Source organism: Pseudoflavonifractor sp. MSJ-37 (genome assembly GCF_018917965.1).
Lineage (GTDB): Bacteria > Bacillota > Clostridia > Oscillospirales > Oscillospiraceae > Pseudoflavonifractor_A.
On record NZ_JAHLPP010000001.1, the window covers coordinates 390,275 to 408,180 of the forward strand.

Here is a 17,906-nt window from a genome sequence, read left to right on the forward strand (position 1 = left end):
TTATTTCATACTTAACAGTATAATACTTTTCGCCGAAATGTCAACAGGTTTTTTAGCCTTGATGTGAAAACCTTGAAGCCGATCTGGGCAGATCGGCAAGACTGGTCCGTTCAGCCTATGGGCGGCGGGGCCTCCGGCCATTTGCGCAGGGGGCGGAGATGTGGTATGATAGACGGCAGATATCCTTGGATGAGTCATCGTCCATCGGATGGAGGTGGAGCTGTTTTGATCTTGACGCGACTCCAGGCCCTGCTCCAGGGGTTCCTGGATCTGCCGGGGCAGTGGCCTATGGCGGCGGCCTGGTATACCGCCGTGGTCCGCTTCGTGTTCCCGGTGCTGGCGCTGGGGATCCTGGCGGGGGCGATCCGCTCGCTCCTGCGGGTGCCCCATGTGCCGGAGGTGTGGGCCTATCTCACCCTCCCCAACGGGGCTCAGGAGCCCCTGACCCATTGGGAGAACATCCTGGGCCGGAGCGGGGCCTCCGACGTGGTGCTGAACTACCCGGTGGTGTCCCGCCAGCACGCCGCCCTGATCCGGGCAGAGGATGAGAGCTGGACCGTCTATGACCTGGAGTCCAAGGGAGGCGTGACGGTGAACGGGAAGCCGGTGGACGGCGCGGCCCCGGTGTCCTTCGGCGACGTGATCGGCCTGAGCGGCGTGGAGACGGTGCTTCTGCCCGTGTCGCTGGAGGAGCAGGAGGAACGGCGTCACCGCCGCCGGAGCCTGGAGCGGCCGGTGTCCCCCTGGGGGGCGCTGGTCCTGCTGACGGTGTTCCAGGTGCTGACCGCCCTCCAGCTGGTGGTGTCCGCGGGGGAGGAGGCCACGGCGGCCCTCCCGGCGGCGTTCTTCTGCCTGACGGCCCTCATGTGGGTGTATTTCCTGACGCTGCGGGCCCTGCGGCGGATCGGCTTCGAGATGGAGCTGATCGCCTTCTTCCTGTGTACCCTGTCCCTGTCGGTGACGGCCTCGTCGGCGCCCCAGGCCCTGTTCAAGCAGCTGGCCGCCATGGTGCTGGGCCTGGTCCTGTTCCTGGTGCTGGGGGTGTTCCTCCGGGACCTGGAGCGGGTGAAGAAGATCCGCTGGCTCATGGCCGTGGGCGCGATCGGACTGCTGGGCCTCTCTCTGGTGGCTGGACAGGTGAAGTACGGCGCGGCCAACTGGATCAACATTGCCGGCATCTCCTTCCAGCCCTCTGAGGTGGGCAAGATCTGCTATATCTTCGCCGGAGCGGCCACGCTGGAGCGGCTCTTCCGGAAGCGGAACCTGGGGCTGTTCATCCTGCTGACCGGCGTGTGCATGGGCTGTCTGGCCCTGATGAGCGACTTCGGCACCGCCGCCATCTTCTTCATCACCTTTTTGGTGATCGCCTACCTCCGCTCCGGGGACTGGGCCACCCTGGCCCTGATCTGCGGCGCGGCGGTGTTCGGCGTGTTCGTGATCCTGTCGGTGAAGCCCTATATCCTGCGGCGCTTCGCCACTTGGGGCCACGCCTGGCAGTACGCCTCTGACGGCGGCTTCCAGCAGACCCGCACCATGTCCGCCGCCGCCTCCGGCGGCCTGGTGGGCGTGGGACCGGGCCGGGGCTGGCTCCACCGGGTGCCCGCCGCCGACACGGATCTGGTGTTCGGCATGCTGTGTGAGGAGTGGGGCCTGATCATCGCCGTGCTGGCGGTGTGCGGGATCCTCTGCTTGACAGTCTTCGCGGTGCGGGCCTCCCGGGCGGGGCGGTCCAGCTTCTATGTGATCGCCGCCTGCGCCGCCGGGTCCATGATGGTGTTCCAGGCCACCCTGAACGTGCTGGGCGCGGTGGACATCCTGCCCCTGACCGGCGTGACCTTCCCCTTCGTGTCCAACGGCGGCTCATCCATGCTGTCCTCCTGGGGACTTCTGGCCTTTTTGAAGGCCACAGACACCCGGCAGAACGCCAGCTTCGCCATCCGCCTGCCCTCCCGCCGCCGGGGCCGGAGGGAGGAGGAACGTCTGGCCCGCCGGTCCCCGGAGCGGGAGGATACCGAGGGGCTGGAGGGCTTCGACTTCGGCCAGGGACCGGATGCCACCTATCGAAAGGGGGACCGTCCATGAAAAAGATCGAGAAACGGGCGGTGATGTGCCTCCTGCTGGCGCTGATCCTGCTGGCGGGACTGGCCCTCTTCTGTGTGCGCTTCGCGTTGGACGGCGGCCGCTGGGCAGGCTTCGCCGCCAACCGGCACCTCTACAACAGCCAGGGACAGCTGGCGGTGGGCCGGGTGCTGGACCGGGACGGGGACGTGCTCTCTTGGCCTGGAGAGGATGGGAGCCGCCATTATTACGACAACGCCACCGTCCGCAAGGCCACCCTCCACGCGGTAGGAGACCGGTCCGGCAACATCGGCACCGGGGCACTGACCGCTTTCGCAGACAAGCTGTCCGGCTATAACTTGCTCACCGGGGCGTACAGCCCGCTGGGGGAGGGGAACGACCTGTACCTGACTCTGGATGCCCGGTACAACTACATCGCCTATGAGGCTCTGGGGGGCAAGAAAGGCACGGTGGGCGTCTATGACTACACCAACGGGCAGATCCTCTGCATGGTGTCCGCCCCCACCTTCGATCCGGCGGACCCGCCGAACATCCAGGAGGGAGACGACCGGTATGACGGCGTGTATCTGAACCGGTTCCTGTCCGGCACCTTCATCCCCGGCTCCATCTTCAAGACTGTGACTCTCGCCGCCGCGATCGAGCATATCCCGGACCTGTTCCAGCGGCGGTTCACCTGCACCGGCTCTACTGATGTGGGCGGCGAGCCCATCGCATGCCCCCGTGCCCACGGGGACATGGACATCTATGGGGCCCTCGCCAACTCCTGCAACGGCGTGTTCGGCCAGCTGGCGGCAGAGCTGGGGGCGGACACCCTGAACGAGTATGTGGACAAGGCGGGGCTCACCGGCTCCTACAAGGTCAGCGGCATCCCCACCGCCAAGGGCAGCTTCGACACCGGCTCCACGGAGAACCAGCTGGGCTGGGCCGGCGTGGGCCAGTACAACGATCTGGTGGACCCCTGCTCCATGATGGTGTGGATGGGGGCCATCGCCAACGGCGGAAAGGCGGCGGTGCCTCAGCTGATCCTCAAGACGGAGACGCCGCTGGGCATCCCCGGCTCCTTCTATCGAAAACACCAGACCAAGACTCTGGTGGAGGAGGACACGGCCCGGACGCTGGCCGACATGATGGCCAACAACGTGTCCCAGACTTACGGGAGCGGACGCTTCCCCAATATGGACCTCTGCGCCAAGTCGGGCACCGGCGAGGTAGGCGGCGGAAAAGCCCCCAATACCTGGTTCGCCGGCTTCCTGCGGAACGCGGACGCGCCCTATGCCTTCGTGGTGCTGGTGGAGGAGGGCAGCAATGGCTCCGACACCGCCGGCGCAGTGGCCTCTAAGGTGCTGGACGCGATCGTGAACGGATATTGAGGCGGCAGATGATGAACGAACGGCCCTCCCGGAGCGTCAAGCTCCGGGAGGGCCGTTTTCGGCCAGATCGGCGAAGAAGGCGGCGTTCTGCCGGCAGGAGGGGTCGCCGGGGCGGAAGGACGCGGCCTGCTCGTTCCACTGGGCCGCTTTGACTGGGTCCCCCAGATGCCACCAGCACAGAGCGATCTGGAAGGCGGGGAGATAGCCGTGGCAGTCCGGCCGGAGGAAGCCGCCCGCGGAGGCTCTCTGCCCGCAGCGGAGGGCCAGCTCATACCAGCGGAGAGCGGACCGCCAGTCCTCCTGCTGGAAGGCGAGGGCGCCCAGCCCGCAGCAGACCTCCGCCCGGGGGCCGTCGTAGGCCAGCGCCTCCAGCAGGGCCCGGACCGCCTGCCGGCGCCGGCCAAGAGCGGCATAGCAGTCGGAGAGGACTTGGCAGGCGCCGATCTGGTCCTCGACCCAGCCCTGACCGCGTTCCAGAAAGCCTTCCAGCACGGGGACGGCCTCAGAGAAGCGGTGGTGGTCCCGGAGCTCCCTGCCATAATAATACTGCTCCCGGGGGGAGAACACACGGCCGGAGGTCCGGAGACCCTCCAGGATCCGCAGGTTCCGGTCCGGGTCGCCGGGCCCCTCCTTCCGGTGGGTGACGGCGGCCTCGGTATAGACAATCGTCCCACGGGGCGGGACGGCTTCATGGACCGCCCCGGTCCAGCGGAGCCAGGGCACGTTCCGCAGGATCCGCTCCCGGTAGTAGGAGAGGACCGGGGCACCGTCCGGCCCCAGAGTCTGATAGCGGGCCATGACCACATCGGCGGCGGGGAGCGCCTGCTCCTTCACGGCCAGAAGGGCCTCCCGGTCCGGTGGGAGGATCACGTCATCGGCGTCCAGCCACAGGCAGAAGGGACAGCGGGCCTGATCGAAGGCGAAGTTCCGGGCGGCGGAGAAATCGTCCCGCCAGGGGAAGGAAAAAACTCGGTCCGCGGCGCGGGCGGCCAGCTCCGGCGTGCCGTCGGTGGAGCCGGTATCCACCAGCACCAGCTCGTCATAGAGCCCGGCGGCGCTCTCCAGACAGCGGGCCAGTACGGCCTCCTCGTTCCGGACGATCATGCAAAGGGAGATGGGAGCAGACATGACGCACCTCCAGACGTTCGATGGCCCATCCTATGCGGGAGGACATGGAAACGCCCCGCCTGGCAGCATGGAGCTGGCGGGCGGGGCATCGTTCTGGACGCGGAGATAGGATCAGGCGGCGGGGAGGTCGGTCCCGGTCTCATCCGCCGTCCCGGCCGGGGCTTCGCTGGGCTCTGGGTCTACCTCCGGCGCGCCAGAGACAGCGGGGACGGCCGTACCGTCGCCCCGGCGGTCCAGGGTGACGGCGGTGCCCCGGAGGATATCGGAGGTCCCGTCCGCCACCTCATGGTGGATGGTGACGGTATCGCCCACGTTGAGGATGACCGTCACCTGGTCCTGCGCGGCGGAGAGGGTATAGAAGGTCTCGCCGCCCTCCAGCCGGAGGAAGTAGTAGGTGTTTCCATCCAGCACGGCGGAGCGGATCTCGGCGATGACGCCGTGGACCTCGGTCTGGGGCAGGTCCTCCTCGGTGGTGATGCCCTTCTGGACCAGGAGCTGGATATACTTCTGCTCACAGTCGGACACGGTGGAGCCGGTGGCCACCACCTGATACTGGGCCACATTGACCATGGCGTAGCTCTTCACCAGATCGGTGGCATCCTTCAGGGGGATGAAATAGGTGGGCTCTCCGGAGATGTTCAGGAGCAGGGGGAAGGTGGCGGTGTAGCCCAGGTCCTGGACCACGCCCTGGGCGGAGAGCTGGGCCGCGCCCTCCGTGGCGCCGGGCGCCGAGTAGAACTTGGTCTCCTTGGTCCGCTGGTTCGAGAGGAGGAAGCCCAGATTGGACTGATCCGAGTTGATGGAGGTGATCCCGGTGTACATATACACGTCGTCATTGAGGGCGATGTAGTTGTACCCCTCGGTGGTGACGGTCACGTCCCGCTGGCCGAACACCGAGTTGAGGAAGCCGCGGATCAGAGTGCCGTGATAGTCATACTGCTCCATGATGAGCTGGGGCGTGTACAGATTGTCCACCCAGGAGGGCACATCCTCGTAGTACTGGCACGCTCCGGTGACAGCGTTGACCAGCACGGCGCCCTTGATGTCCACGCCGCCGAAGAGACCGATGGTCTTGACCATCCGGGGTGCGATCCAGTAGGGCGTGCCCTCCTCGTCGATCTCGAACTGAGGGGTGTCGAACATCATGGCGGGATAGTGGAACCGCAGGTGGCGCATGATGTTCCGGTTCAAGGGCTCGGAGAAGGAGTACTTCATGCCCTCGGGCAGACGGACCACCTGGGCCTCCTGGGTCACCATGTCCACCAGCACATAGGCGGGCAGGCCCTGAGACCGGTTGGTGAACCACTTGACCAGATCGGCGTAGGCGATGGGGGCCACCCGGACGGGCCGGCCCTGATAGTTGATCTGGGTGGAGTCGTTGGAGTACTCGAACTGGCTGACCATGTCGCTGAGGGTGCCCATCTGCCGGTCGCCCAGGTATTCGGCGGACTGCCGGTCCAGGGTGGGGATCTCGTTGAAGGAGATCTCGGCGATGTCGGCGGAGAAGTCGCCGTCCTGCACGGTCAGCAGGTCCCGATAAGCGGAGGCCCGCAGGATGGGCAGGGAGAGGACCTCGCCCACAGCGGCCACGACGACCAGCAGGAGGAACAGCGCCCCCACCGGCAGGCACTGTCGCTTCACGAAGCGGGCGTATTCCCGGAGATAGCCCTTGGCAGAGGTCTGCTCCGGCTCCAGCCCGAAGCCGGAGGTGAGGAGGGAGACCAGGGTGTAGACGATGCACAGGAGCCCCACGAAGCCGTAGAAGTCTCCGGACTGGGGGTTCAGGGCGGGGAGGGACACATAGAAGTAGACGGCCCCCACGATCGCGGTGACGGCCAGGGCGAACAGCACCCGTCCGGCCCGGCTCCGGGGCAGATGGTGCTTCACCTTGTTGGATGACTGACTCAAACCATATCCTCCTTAAAAGATCCCGTTCATGGACGGGGCGGATGGGGATGACGATGCCAGTATAACCTCTTTTTGGGGAAAACACAATGGCGGCCTGGAGTGGGCACAGGCCCCCATTGGGCGGAACGCCTGTGGGGGACGGCGGATGTGGACGGTTTTTGTGCCGTTTTTAGGGGAAACAGGGTTGCAATAGGGGATAAGAGAGGTTAAAATAAATAATCAGCCTTTTCTGATACCGAATGGACCTTCGCAGACGGTATCCGGGGCCATGACCTTGAGACAGAAAGCGACGGTAGTTCGGCTATGAATCGTACTTTGGAGCATATCCTGCCCCGCGTCCAGAAGCCGGCGCGGTATACCGGCGGAGAATACAACGCGGTGGTCAAGGACCTGGACAAGGTGGACACCCGCGTGGCCCTCTGCTTCCCGGACACCTATGAGATCGGGATGTCCAATCTGGGCATCCGGATCCTGTACGGCGTGATGAACGAGATGGATGGCGTCTGGTGCGAACGGGTCTTCGCTCCCTGGGGCGATATGGAGGACGAGATGCGCCGGGAGGGGCTGTCTCTCTATGGACTGGAGAGCGGCGATCCCATCGCTGACTTCGACATCATCGGCTTCTCTCTGGGCTATGAGATGGCCTACACCAATGTGCTCAACATGCTGGATCTGGCTGGTCTGCCCCTGCGGAGCGCCGACCGGGACGAGTTCGCCCCTCTGATCATCGCTGGCGGCACCTGCGCCTTCAACTCCGAACCGCTGGCCCCGTTCATCGATATCTTTTCTCTGGGCGAGGGCGAGGACGTGACTGTGGAGCTGATCCAGCTCTACCGGAAGGCCCGGGAGGAGTGCTGGACGAAGGAAGAACTCCTCCGCGCCGCCGCCAAGATCCCCGGCCTGTATGTGCCCTCCCTCTATGATGTGTCTTATAAAGAGGATGGCACTATCGCCGCCATCGAGCCGGCAGAGGGCGTACCTCCGGTGGTGACCAAGCGGATCGTGCAGGACCTGAACAAGTCCTATTTCCCGGTCAAGACCATCGTGCCCTCTACGGAGATCGTCCATGACCGGGTGATGCTGGAGGTGTTCCGGGGCTGTATCCGGGGCTGCCGCTTCTGCCAGGCGGGCTATGCCTACCGCCCGGTGCGGCCCAAGGACCCGGAACTGCTGATCCGGCAGGGCATCGAGTCCTGCAAGGCTTCCGGCTATCAGGAGATGACCCTGTCCTCTCTGTCCACCAGCGACTACCGCCGCCTGCTGGAGCTGTGCGATGGGCTCCAGGAGTGGTGCGACCCCCACGGGGTGAACATCTCTCTGCCCTCCCTGCGGGCGGACAACTTCTCCTGGGCCCTGATGGAGCGGCTCCAGCACGGCCGCCGGAGCGGCCTGACCTTCGCCCCCGAGGCGGGCACCCAGCGCCTGCGGGACGTGATCAACAAGAACGTGACCGAGGAGGATATCCTCAATTTCTGCCGCACGGCCTTCGCCGGAGGCTGGTCCACAGTGAAGCTCTACTTCATGCTGGGCCTGCCCACGGAGACCGATGAGGACGTGCTGGGCATCGCCGACCTGGCCGAGAAGGTCTACCAGACCTGGCGGGAGGTCACGCCCAACCGGAGCCGGGGCGTGAAGATCACCGTGTCCACGGCCTTCTTCGTCCCCAAGCCCCACACGGCCTTCCAGTGGGAGCCCCAGATCAGCCGGGAGGAGTACGAGCGCCGGGTGAAGCTCCTGCGGGAGCATATGAAGGGCCGCTCCATCTCCTACCACTGGCACGACCCGGAGACCAGCGTGCTGGAGGCCGTCCTGGCCCGGGGCGACCGCCGTCTGGCAGATCTGCTGGAGACGGTATGGCGCAAGGGCGCCAAATTCGACACTTGGGATGAGTACTTCGACTACGACCGCTGGATGGAGGCCTTCGCCGACTGCGGCATCGATCCGGCCTTCTACGCCAACCGGACCCGGGACAAGGACGAGATCCTGCCCTGGACCCCCACCTCTGTGGGCGTGAGCACCAAGTTCCTGTGGCGGGAGCGGGAGCAGGCCTACAAGGGCGTCATCACGCCGGACTGCCGGAAGCAGTGTACTGGATGCGGCGCCGACAAGCTCTACTGCGGTGAGTGCGATGCGGAGTGCTGATCCGGGCGCGCATGGAAATTTCGGAACTTAGGAACAAAGGAGCGGAGCGCCTATGACGACCCACAGGCTGGCCTTTTCCAAGCTGGATACGGCCCGATTCATCTCCCATCTGGATCTGATGCGGACCTTCCAGCGGGCATTCCTCCGGGCGGGTATCCCCATCAAGCATACCGAGGGCTTCAACCCCCATGCCTTCGTCTCCATCCCTCTGCCCCTGTCAGTGGGCTATTCCAGCACCTGCGAGGTGCTGGAGTGCCAGATCCTGGGGGAGGATCCGGATCTGGACGCGGTCCCGGAGCGGATGAACGCCGTCCTGCCCGCCGGGATCCGGGTGGAGCGTTGCTATGTGGCCGAGCGTCCGGTGAAGCAGATCGCCTATGTGAACTATATCGTCACGCTGGAATATGAGGGCGGCGCCCCCTTCGGCGCGGACACGGCCATCCAGGAGCTGCTGGCCCGGGAGAGCCTGATCATGCAGAAGCGGTCCAAGAAGGCCAAGAGCGGCTTCACTGAGGTAGACCTGATCCCACTGATCGCCAAGTCCACCGTGGAGGAGCGCCGGGACACCGTGACGCTGGATCTGGTGGTCCGGGCCAAAGACCCCGGCCTCAATCCGGAACTGATCCTGGCCGCCATCCGTCAGGAGTGTCCACAGGCGGCGCCCGACCTGACCATGTTCCACCGCCGGGCGGTGCTGGATCAGTCCATGGAGCCCTGGGAGTGATCTGGGGGACGTTCCACGCCCGTCATTGTGACATATGTGTGCTGTCACGGGACGAAGAGTGGACGCGGCGTATCGATACTGACCAAAGATCGAAAAAATAGGGGCCCGGCCGAAAAAAATATTTGACGATCGGGCCTTGACACGCTATAATATCTGCTGTGACATTGCGAGAGGTGTATCATGCGTCTGGATCTTCGAACCATCATCCATCGGCCGGGGGCCGAGTTGCCCTTCGAGCATACGCTGGACCTGTCCCAAGTGGACTTGTTCGAAGCCTGTCCATTCGCCCATCCGGTACACATCCACGGCATGGTCCGCAACCGGGCCGGCGCGCTGGAGCTCAAGGCGGTGGTGGATACGACGCTGGAGCTGGTCTGCGACCGGTGTCTCAAACCCTTCCGTCAGGAGATGGAGCTCCCGGTGGAGCACCTGCTGGCGGAGACGTTGGAACAGGAAGAGGATGACGATATCCTGCTTCTGGAGGACGGACAGCTGGATCTGGACGAGGTGTTCACCACTGACGTCATCCTGGCCATGGAGCCGAAGCATGTCTGTTCAGAGGACTGCAAGGGGCTGTGCCCCAAGTGCGGCGCCGACCTGAACGAAGGACCTTGCAGATGCAAGGCTGATGTAGATCCACGTTTGGCTGTGTTAGCACAGCTGTTGGATAAAGAGTCTGATGACTGAAGAATGTGCCCTGCCAGGGCATTGACCTAAGGAGGTGTCATAAATGGCAGTCCCTAAGAGTAAAGTGTCCAAGCAGCGCCGCAATAAGCGCCGCAGCTCCGTCTGGAAGCTGGAGACCCCCGGTATCACCACCTGCCCCAAGTGCGGTGCGTTCCGGCTCCCGCATCGGATGTGCAAGTCCTGCCTGAGCTACAACGGCCATGAGTTCGGCAAGCACGAGGCAGTGGCCGAGGCGAAGTAAATAGCCCGAAAAGAGGAGAGGGGAGCTATCCCCTCTTTCTTTTTGCCCGAAAGCATGGATCGGGGCTTGCGGCTTTTCCTGTCATGGATTAAAATAAAAGATGACTGACCGGTCTGGGACCGGCCGGAGCAAGGGGGAAGCTATGAGCCTGACGAAGATCCGGACCGTCGATCCCGGGAGTCCAGCCCAGCGGGCGGGCCTCCGGCCGGGAGAGACTGTGATCCAGGTCAACGGCCACACGATCGTGGACGTACTGGACTATAAATTCTATACCTACGACGCCAGGCTGGAGCTGGGCCTCCGGGACGGAGACGGCTCGGTCCGCACCGTGGTGCTGGAGAAGGCTGAGGGAGAGGATCTGGGCCTGAACTTCGAGACCTACCTTATGGACAAGGCCCGCTCCTGCGCCAACAACTGCGTGTTCTGCTTCGTGGACCAGATGCCGCCCGGGATGCGGGAGACCTTGTACTTCAAGGATGACGACGCACGGCTCTCCTTCCTGATGGGCAACTACATCACCCTGACGAACCTGTCGGAGCGGGAGATCCAGCGGATCATGGACCTGCGTGTCAGTCCTATCAACGTGTCGGTGCAGGCCACGGACCCGGAGGTCCGCCGGATGCTCCTGAAGAACCGGCGGGCGGGGGAGTGCCTGGACATCATGCGCCGCTTCGCCGCGGCGGGCATCACGATGAACTGTCAGGTGGTGGCCTGCCCCGGGCTCAACGACGGGCCGGTCCTCCAGCGGACCATGGAGGACTTGGCGGAGCTCTGGCCCGGCGTGAACAGCGTGGCCGTGGTGCCTGTGGGCCTGACCAAGTTCCGGGAGGGCCTGTGCCATCTGGAGAGCTATACGCCGGAGGGAGCCGCCGCCGTGATCGACCAGGTGGAGGCCTTCGCCGCCCGTTCCCTGCGGGAGCGGGGGACCCGGCTGGTCTGGTGCTCCGATGAGTTCTATCTGGAGGCCGACCGCCCCCAGCCGGAGGAGGAGACCTTCGAGGGCTTTGGTCAGCTGGAGAACGGCGTGGGGATGCTCCGTCTGCTGGAGTCGGAGTTCCACAGCGCCCTCCTCAGTGTGGAGGGAGACGAGGAGCCCACCTCCTTCACGATCGCCACCGGCGTGGCCGCCGCCCCCACCATCGCCAAGCTGGTGGAGGAGGCCAAGGCCAAATGCCCCGCGCTGAAGGGCGAGGTGGTGACGATCGCCAATCATTTCTTCGGCGAGACGATCACCGTGGCCGGCCTGATCACTGGCCGGGACCTGATCGATCAGCTCAGGGAGCGGGAGCTGGGGGAGCGTCTGCTGATCCCAGTGAACATGCTCCGCCACGAGGAGAACGTATTCCTGGACGACGTGACCATCGAGCAGGTGGAGGATGCCCTGGGCGTGACGCTGGTGCCTGTGGAGCAGGACGGCGGCGCTCTGCTGGACGCGCTCTTCGACGTGGACTGGGATGACGGCGGTACCGTGGAATGGGTCCCCTGCGGCGATGAGGATGACGAGGACGATGAGGACGAGGCGTGGGACGACGCCTATGAGGAATACGACGGCGAGGAGCGGGAAGAGCCCGCTCCTGCCGAGGAATACTACCGTTATAACCCGCCTCGCGGACGGGCGGAGAGAGAGGGAGAGTGAGTCGAGATGAAACCGTTAGTTGCCATCGTGGGCCGCCCCAATGTGGGCAAGTCCATGCTGTTCAATAAGCTCTGCGGCAAGCGGCTGTCGATCGTGGAGGATACCCCCGGCGTCACCCGGGACCGGCTCTACGCCGAGTGCGAGTGGCGGGACCGTACCTTCGATATCGTGGATACCGGCGGCATCGAGCCGGGCACCGACAGCCAGATCCTGACCTTCATGCGGGCTCAGGCTGAGATCGCGATCCAGAACGCCACGGTCATCGTTTTCGTGTGCGACATCAAGACCGGCCTCACCGCCTCGGACCATGAGGTGGCCAAGATGCTCCTGAAGTCCGGCAAGCCTGTGGTGCTGGCCGTGAACAAGATGGATCAGGTGGGCCGCACGAATCCGGATATCTATGAGTTCTACAACCTGGGTCTGGGCGATCCTATCCCGGTCTCCGCCGTCCACGGCCATGGCACCGGCGATCTGCTGGACGCCTGCTTCGACTACTTCCCCCCGGAGGAAGAGGAGGAGGCGGAGGACGATGTGGTCAAGGTGGCCATCATCGGCAAGCCCAACGTGGGCAAGTCCTCTCTGGTCAACCGGATCCTGGGGGAGGAGCGGGTCATCGTCTCCGATATGGCCGGCACCACCCGGGACGCGGTGGACAGCTATTTCGAGAACGAGAAGGGCAAGTACCTGCTGATCGACACCGCCGGCATGCGGAAGAAGTCCAAGGTGGACGACCCCATCGAGAAGTTCTCTGTCCTCCGGGCCACCATGGCCATCGAGCGGAGCGACGTGTGCCTGATCCTGATCGACGCCAACGAGGGCGTCACGGAACAGGACACCAAGGTGGCCGGTCTGGCCCACGAGGCGGGCAAGGCCTGCATCATCGTGGTCAACAAGTGGGACGCCGTGGAGAAGGACGATAAGACCATGGACCGGATGCGGGAGGAGGTCCGCCGGGACCTGGCCTATATGAGCTACGCCCCCATCCTGTTCATCTCCGCCCTCACCGGCCAGCGGGTGGGCCGCCTGTTCGAGCTGATCAACTATGTGAACGACCAGGCCGCCATGCGCATCACCACCGGCATGCTCAACACCCTCCTGGCCGACGCTACCGCCCGGGTCCAGCCCCCCAGCGACAAGGGTCGTCGGCTGAAGGTGTTCTATATGACTCAGGTGGGCGTGCGCCCGCCCCATTTCGTCTGCTTCTGCAACGACGCCAAGCTCTTCCACTTCTCCTATCAGCGGTATCTGGAAAATCAGATCCGCGCCACCTTTGGCCTGGAGGGTACACCGGTGAAGCTCACCATCCGGCAGAAGAGCGATAAGGAGGGATAAGGGTGAGTCCGGAATATTTGCCGCAGGTTGCGATCTTTGCCGTGGTGGGCGGGGGAGCGCTGGATTCCTTCCGCGCCTTCGTGAACGGCGGGCCGGACTGGGCGGTGATGTGCGCCGTGCCAAGTCCCCTTCTGCTGGCTGTGCTGGCGCTGATCACCGGGGCGGTCGCCTATTTTCTGGGCTGCTCCAACGGCGCGATCATTGTCTCCAAGTATATCCTGCGCAATGATATCCGCGATCACGGCAGCGGCAACGCGGGATTGACCAACTTCCACCGGGTCTTCGGCGGAAAGCTGACGCTGGTGGTCATTCTCTCCGATGTGGTAAAGGCGATCCTGGCGATCTCCTTTGCGCTTTTCGCGGTCTGGCTGGTGGGCTGGCCGGGGCTGAGTGCGCTGGCCAAGTACTGGGCGGGCCTGTGGTGCCTTCTGGGGCATATGTTCCCCTGCATGTTCGGCTTCCGGGGCGGGAAAGGCATCCTCTCCGGCGGCACGATCGCGATCATGATCGACTGGCGGGTGGCGCTGGTGGTCTGGGGCGGCTTCCTGATCCTGGTGGTGGTGACCCGATATGTGTCTCTGGGGTCCTGCTGGGCGGGGGCATCCTTCCCCTTCGTCACCTTCGCCGTCTACCGGGATCCGGTGCTGACGGTGCTGGCGGTGGCGATCGGGGGACTGATCCTGTGGAAGCACCGGGGCAACATCGGCCGTCTGCTCCACGGGACGGAGTCCAAATTCACCCTGCATAAAAAGAAAACGGAGGCCTGACGCCTGTGCGGACGGGTCTGACCGACGGATAATGGATAGAGGAGGCTATGACGATGAAGACAGCAGTCATGGGCAGCGGCGGCTGGGGCACGGCTCTGGCCCTGGACCTGCTGGAGAACGGACATGACGTGACCCTCTGGTCCTATCAGGAGGAGGAGTCTAAAGTCCTGCGGGAGACAGGGGAGAACCCCATGCTCAAGGGCGTCCCTCTGCCTGAAACATTGGCCCTGACCAGCGATCTCAGCTGCGTCAAGGGCTGCAAGGTGGTCGTCCTTGCCACACCGTCCTTCGCGGTGCGCTCCACCGCCCGGAGCCTGAAGGCAGTCCTGGACCCCGGCACGGTGGTGGTCTCAGTGTCCAAGGGCATCGAGAAGGACACCTCCCTCACTCTCACCGACGCGATCGGCGCGGAGTTGGGTCCGGACTACCCGGTGGTGGCCCTGTGCGGCCCCTCCCACGCGGAGGAGGTGGGACGGCGGATCCCCACGGCAGTCGTATCCGCCTCCAAGGACCAGAAGGCCGCGGAGATGGTCCAGGACCTGTTCATGAACGAGCGGTTCCGGGTGTACACATCCCCCGACATCGTGGGCGTGGAGCTGGGCGCCGCCCTCAAGAACATCATCGCCCTGTGCGCCGGGTGCTGTGACGGCATGGGCTTCGGCGACAACACGAAGGCCGCCCTCATGACCCGGGGCCTCACCGAGATCGCCCGGCTGGGCGTGGCCATGGGCGGCCGGAGAGAGACCTTCGCCGGCCTCACCGGCGTGGGCGACCTGATCGTCACCTGTACCTCTATGCACTCCCGGAACCGCCGCTGCGGCATCCTGATCGGTCAGGGCGTGCCAGTGCAGGAGGCCGTGAAGCAGATCGGCGCGGTGGTGGAGGGCTACTATGCCACCGCCACCGGAAAGGCGCTGGCCGAAAAGATGGGGGTGGAGATGCCCATCACCGAGGCGGCCTATGCCGTCCTGTACGAGGGCAAGGACCCGAGGAAGGTCCTCACCGAGCTGATGACCCGGGCCAAGAAGCATGAGATCGAGGACAGCTGGCTTTGAGCCAAGGCAGTCCCGCGCAGCAAGGCGGCGCTCCGAACGGGGCGCCGCCTTCGTCTATTTTGTCGTATGGACATCAGCATAGTACCGTGTTAAACTATAAGAAATTCGACATGAGATCCAAAGGAAAGTACGGGAAAGGAACGAGAAGTGGATAAAAGCGGAATGGTAAAGCGGTATTTATGTTTTCTGGTGGGCGTACTGATCAACTCCTTCGGCATCGGCTTCATCACCAAGGCGGCGCTGGGGACCTCGCCGATCTCCAGTCTGCCCTGCGTACTGAGCCTGCGCTTCACGCCGACTCTGGGGGAATTCACCTTCGTGATGAACACCGGGTTCATCCTGGCCCAGATCGTGCTCCTGCGGCGGGAATTCCAGAAGATCCAGATCCTGCAGATCTTGGTGAACGTGGTGTTCAGCGGCTTCATCGACGTGAGCATGTCTTTGCTGACGGCCCTGGACTTCCAGCCTCAGGGCTATGCCATGGAGCTGATCTCCCTGCTGGCGGGGTGCGCCATCCTGGCTCTGGGCATCTATGTGGAGGTCTCGGCCAAGGTGCTGATGGTCCCCGGCGAGGGCATCGTGGACGCGATCGCCAAGGTCAGCGGGAAAGAGTTCGGGTCGGTGAAGGTCTGCTTCGACGTCACCCTCATGGGCACCGCCACGGTGCTGTCTCTGGTGTTCTTCCATGGGCTCCAGGGCGTCCGGGAGGGGACGGTCATCTCCGCTGTGCTGGTGGGGCTGATCGTGAAGCTTTATCACCGGATCCTGCCCGGCATCGCCAAGATCGGCACGCCGGAAGCGGCCTGAGGGGAGGAACATCATGGGACTGGTCGGACGTGCGGTGGAGCAGATGATCCATTTCTATCGGGGAGACGGCTCTGATATCGCGCATTTTTTGAAGGTATACGCCCTGGCCCAGACCATCGGCCGGGGAGAGGGACTGGAGTCCGCCCTCCAGGAGACGCTGGAGCTGGCGGCAGTGGTCCATGACATCGCCTGTCCCGCCTGCCGGGAGAAGTACGGCGACACTGACGGCAAACATCAGGAGCGGGAGAGCCCCGCCATCGTGGAGCCCTTCCTGCGGGAGCTGGGCGTGCCGGAGGCGCAGGTCCGGCGGATCTCCTGGCTGACGGCCCATCACCACACCTACACCGGAGTGGACGGTCTGGACCATCGGATCTTGCTGGAAGCCGACTTTTTGGTGAACAGTGAGGAGAAGGGCCTGTCCCGGGCGGCCAGCGAGGCGGCGGAGGGACAGATCTTCCGCACGGAGACCGGGAAGCGTCTCCTGCGGTCCATGTTCCCGCGGGACGACTGAACGAGGAGCGGCCATAGGAAAAAAGCCCGTGGAGCCGGATGGCTCCACGGGCTTTCGTATTTCAGTGGGAGTAGACGTACTTACTTGTTGCGGTAAGCGATCTCGTGGCGCTTGGGACCGGTGGAGACGATGGTGATGGGGTAGCCGATGTGCTTTTCCAGGAACTCCACATAGTCCTTGGCGGCCTGGGGGAACTGCTCATAGTCGGTGACGCCGCGCATATCGCACTTCCAGCCGGGCAGGGTCTCGAACACGGGCTTGGCCTTCTCCAGCAGGGCGGGGACGGGGAACTCGGTGGTGACCTTGCCGTCGATCTCATAGCCGGTGCAGACCTTGATCTCATCCAGATAGCCCAGGCAGTCGATGGCGGTCAGGACCACCTGCGTGGCGCCCTGGACCATGCAGCCATATTTGGTGGCCACTGTGTCGAACCAGCCCACACGGCGGGGACGACCGGTGGTCGCGCCGTACTCGCCGGCGTCACCGCCGCGATGGCGCAGCTCCTCGGCCTCGTCACCGAACAGTTCGCTGACGAAAGCGCCGGCGCCCACGGAGGAGGAGTAGGCCTTGGTGACCACCACTACGTCCTTAAAGGCCGTAGGAGGCACACCGCCGCCCACCGTGCCGAAGCCGGCCAGAGTGTGGGAAGAGGTGGTCATGGGACAAATGCCCAGATTGGGGTCCTTCATGGAGCCGAGCTGGCCCTCCAGCAGGACCTCCTTGCCCTCGGCCAGGGCCTTGTGGACGAAGGCTACACCGTCGCCCATGAAGGGATGCAGGGCCTCGCGGTAGCCCATCAGCTCGTCGAACAGAGCCTTGGGATCCAGCAGAGGTTTATGATAGAGGTGTTCCATGAGCACGTTCTTCAAGGTGCAGATATGCTCCAGACGCTCCTTCAGACGGTCCTCGTCATACAGGTCGGCCACTTGGATGCCGATCTTGGCGTACTTGTCGGAGTAGAAGGGGGCGATGCCGGACTTGGTGGAGCCGAAGGCTTTGCCGGCCAGGCGCTCTTCCTCGTAGGTATCCAGCAGGATGTGGTAGGACATGAGCAGCTGGGTCCGCTGATCCACGATGATGTGGGGCGCGGGCACGCCGCCGTCCTCCAGGCTCTTGAGTTCCTTCAGGAAAGCGGGCACGTTCAGGGCCACGCCGTTTCCGATGATGTTGGTGGTGTGGGGGTAAAAGACGCCGGAGGGGAGCTGATGCAGGGCGAACTTACCGTAATCGCAGATGATGGTGTGTCCGGCATTGGCGCCGCCCTGGAAGCGGATGACCACATCGGACTGCTCCGCGAAGAGGTCGGTGATCTTGCCCTTGCCTTCGTCGCCCCAGTTGGCGCCGACGATCGCTTTGACCATAATGAGCCTCCTGCCGCGGGGATTCGCGCATTGGCCTTTTCCCGCGCGCAAACATGTCTCGCCGGGGGAGCCCGCATGGCTCCTCCCGCGGAACGGACTTATTATATCCCTTCTTTTTGGAGTTGACAAGGCGGAAAATGGGAAAATTTGAACGAAAC

15 protein-coding genes are annotated in these 17,906 nt (G+C 64.1%); 12 read left to right on the forward strand and 3 right to left on the reverse strand.

The window, feature by feature from the left end; translation table 11 throughout:
* Positions 1-288 precede the first annotated feature (288 nt).
* Together KQI12_RS01765 and KQI12_RS01770 are read left to right on the forward strand one after the other, a co-directional pair.
* Entirely contained in the window at positions 289-2,082 is a 1,794-nt protein-coding gene (locus tag KQI12_RS01765; RefSeq protein WP_216571358.1) for an FtsW/RodA/SpoVE family cell cycle protein, read from the forward strand.
* On the forward strand, positions 2,079-3,449 hold the full coding sequence (locus KQI12_RS01770; protein ID WP_216570186.1) for a penicillin-binding transpeptidase domain-containing protein: 1,371 nt from the start codon (positions 2,079-2,081) through the stop codon (positions 3,447-3,449). Before KQI12_RS01765 ends, KQI12_RS01770 begins: the two co-directional genes overlap by 4 nt.
* 36 nt (positions 3,450-3,485) lie before the next feature.
* Here the strand turns inward: KQI12_RS01770 and KQI12_RS01775 are convergent, their stop codons facing one another.
* Positions 3,486-4,577: a glycosyltransferase gene (locus KQI12_RS01775; protein ID WP_253290766.1), complete on the reverse strand. Its 1,092-nt coding sequence runs from the start codon at positions 4,575-4,577 to the stop codon at positions 3,486-3,488.
* A gap of 111 nt (positions 4,578-4,688) precedes the next feature.
* Complete coding sequence (locus tag KQI12_RS01780; RefSeq protein WP_253290767.1) at positions 4,689-6,485, reverse strand: CvpA family protein; 1,797 nt, start codon at positions 6,483-6,485, stop codon at positions 4,689-4,691.
* 303 nt (positions 6,486-6,788) lie between these two features.
* Here KQI12_RS01780 and KQI12_RS01785 point away from each other — a divergent pair, with 303 nt between their 5' ends.
* From KQI12_RS01785 to KQI12_RS01830, 10 genes are all read left to right on the forward strand, one after another.
* Positions 6,789-8,627, forward strand: coding sequence for a TIGR03960 family B12-binding radical SAM protein (locus KQI12_RS01785; protein WP_216570187.1), 1,839 nt, complete (start codon positions 6,789-6,791; stop codon positions 8,625-8,627).
* 52 nt (positions 8,628-8,679) lie between these two features.
* Positions 8,680-9,351 (forward strand): TIGR03936 family radical SAM-associated protein, encoded by a 672-nt coding sequence (locus KQI12_RS01790; RefSeq protein ID WP_216570188.1) that lies wholly within the window; start codon positions 8,680-8,682, stop codon positions 9,349-9,351.
* Positions 9,352-9,531: 180 nt separating this feature from the next.
* On the forward strand, positions 9,532-10,038 hold the full coding sequence (locus tag KQI12_RS01795; protein WP_216570189.1) for a DUF177 domain-containing protein: 507 nt from the start codon (positions 9,532-9,534) through the stop codon (positions 10,036-10,038).
* A gap of 43 nt (positions 10,039-10,081) precedes the next feature.
* Positions 10,082-10,279, forward strand: a complete 198-nt coding sequence (gene rpmF / locus KQI12_RS01800; protein ID WP_216570190.1) for a 50S ribosomal protein L32 — start codon at positions 10,082-10,084, stop codon at positions 10,277-10,279.
* A 142-nt stretch (positions 10,280-10,421) separates the two neighbouring features.
* Positions 10,422-11,915, forward strand: a complete 1,494-nt coding sequence (locus KQI12_RS01805; RefSeq protein WP_216570192.1) for a DUF512 domain-containing protein — start codon at positions 10,422-10,424, stop codon at positions 11,913-11,915.
* Between the two features lie 6 nt (positions 11,916-11,921).
* A complete protein-coding gene (gene der / locus KQI12_RS01810) occupies positions 11,922-13,247 on the forward strand; it encodes a ribosome biogenesis GTPase Der (RefSeq protein ID WP_216570194.1) in 1,326 nt (441 codons plus the stop codon).
* 17 nt (positions 13,248-13,264) lie between these two features.
* Positions 13,265-14,014 (forward strand): glycerol-3-phosphate acyltransferase, encoded by a 750-nt coding sequence (locus tag KQI12_RS01815; RefSeq protein ID WP_253290768.1) that lies wholly within the window; start codon positions 13,265-13,267, stop codon positions 14,012-14,014.
* Between the two features lie 53 nt (positions 14,015-14,067).
* Positions 14,068-15,069 (forward strand): NAD(P)H-dependent glycerol-3-phosphate dehydrogenase, encoded by a 1,002-nt coding sequence (locus KQI12_RS01820; protein WP_305849782.1) that lies wholly within the window; start codon positions 14,068-14,070, stop codon positions 15,067-15,069.
* A gap of 147 nt (positions 15,070-15,216) precedes the next feature.
* A complete protein-coding gene (locus tag KQI12_RS01825) occupies positions 15,217-15,876 on the forward strand; it encodes a YitT family protein (protein WP_371817920.1) in 660 nt (219 codons plus the stop codon).
* 13 nt (positions 15,877-15,889) lie between these two features.
* On the forward strand, positions 15,890-16,387 hold the full coding sequence (locus tag KQI12_RS01830) for an HD domain-containing protein (protein ID WP_253290769.1): 498 nt from the start codon (positions 15,890-15,892) through the stop codon (positions 16,385-16,387).
* A gap of 80 nt (positions 16,388-16,467) precedes the next feature.
* On the opposite strand, the gene KQI12_RS01835 is transcribed toward KQI12_RS01830, so the two are convergent.
* Positions 16,468-17,748 (reverse strand): adenylosuccinate synthase, encoded by a 1,281-nt coding sequence (locus KQI12_RS01835; protein ID WP_216570198.1) that lies wholly within the window; start codon positions 17,746-17,748, stop codon positions 16,468-16,470.
* Positions 17,749-17,906 lie beyond the last annotated feature (158 nt).

Excerpts from the sequence above, each read along its gene's own strand:
- KQI12_RS01775 (WP_253290766.1), bottom strand. The coding sequence starts at position 4,577 with ATGTCTGCTCCCATCTCCCTTTGCATGATCGTCCGGAACGAGGAGGCC.
- KQI12_RS01785 (WP_216570187.1), top strand. The coding sequence starts at position 6,789 with ATGAATCGTACTTTGGAGCATATCCTGCCCCGCGTCCAGAAGCCGGCG.
- der (WP_216570194.1), top strand. The coding sequence starts at position 11,922 with ATGAAACCGTTAGTTGCCATCGTGGGCCGCCCCAATGTGGGCAAGTCC.
- KQI12_RS01770 (WP_216570186.1), top strand. The coding sequence starts at position 2,079 with ATGAAAAAGATCGAGAAACGGGCGGTGATGTGCCTCCTGCTGGCGCTG.
- KQI12_RS01790 (WP_216570188.1), top strand. The coding sequence starts at position 8,680 with ATGACGACCCACAGGCTGGCCTTTTCCAAGCTGGATACGGCCCGATTC.
- KQI12_RS01795 (WP_216570189.1), top strand. The coding sequence starts at position 9,532 with ATGCGTCTGGATCTTCGAACCATCATCCATCGGCCGGGGGCCGAGTTG.
- KQI12_RS01835 (WP_216570198.1), bottom strand. The coding sequence starts at position 17,748 with ATGGTCAAAGCGATCGTCGGCGCCAACTGGGGCGACGAAGGCAAGGGC.
- KQI12_RS01765 (WP_216571358.1), top strand. The coding sequence starts at position 289 with ATGGCGGCGGCCTGGTATACCGCCGTGGTCCGCTTCGTGTTCCCGGTG.
- rpmF (WP_216570190.1), top strand. The coding sequence starts at position 10,082 with ATGGCAGTCCCTAAGAGTAAAGTGTCCAAGCAGCGCCGCAATAAGCGC.
- KQI12_RS01805 (WP_216570192.1), top strand. The coding sequence starts at position 10,422 with ATGAGCCTGACGAAGATCCGGACCGTCGATCCCGGGAGTCCAGCCCAG.
- KQI12_RS01820 (WP_305849782.1), top strand. The coding sequence starts at position 14,068 with ATGAAGACAGCAGTCATGGGCAGCGGCGGCTGGGGCACGGCTCTGGCC.
- KQI12_RS01830 (WP_253290769.1), top strand. The coding sequence starts at position 15,890 with ATGGGACTGGTCGGACGTGCGGTGGAGCAGATGATCCATTTCTATCGG.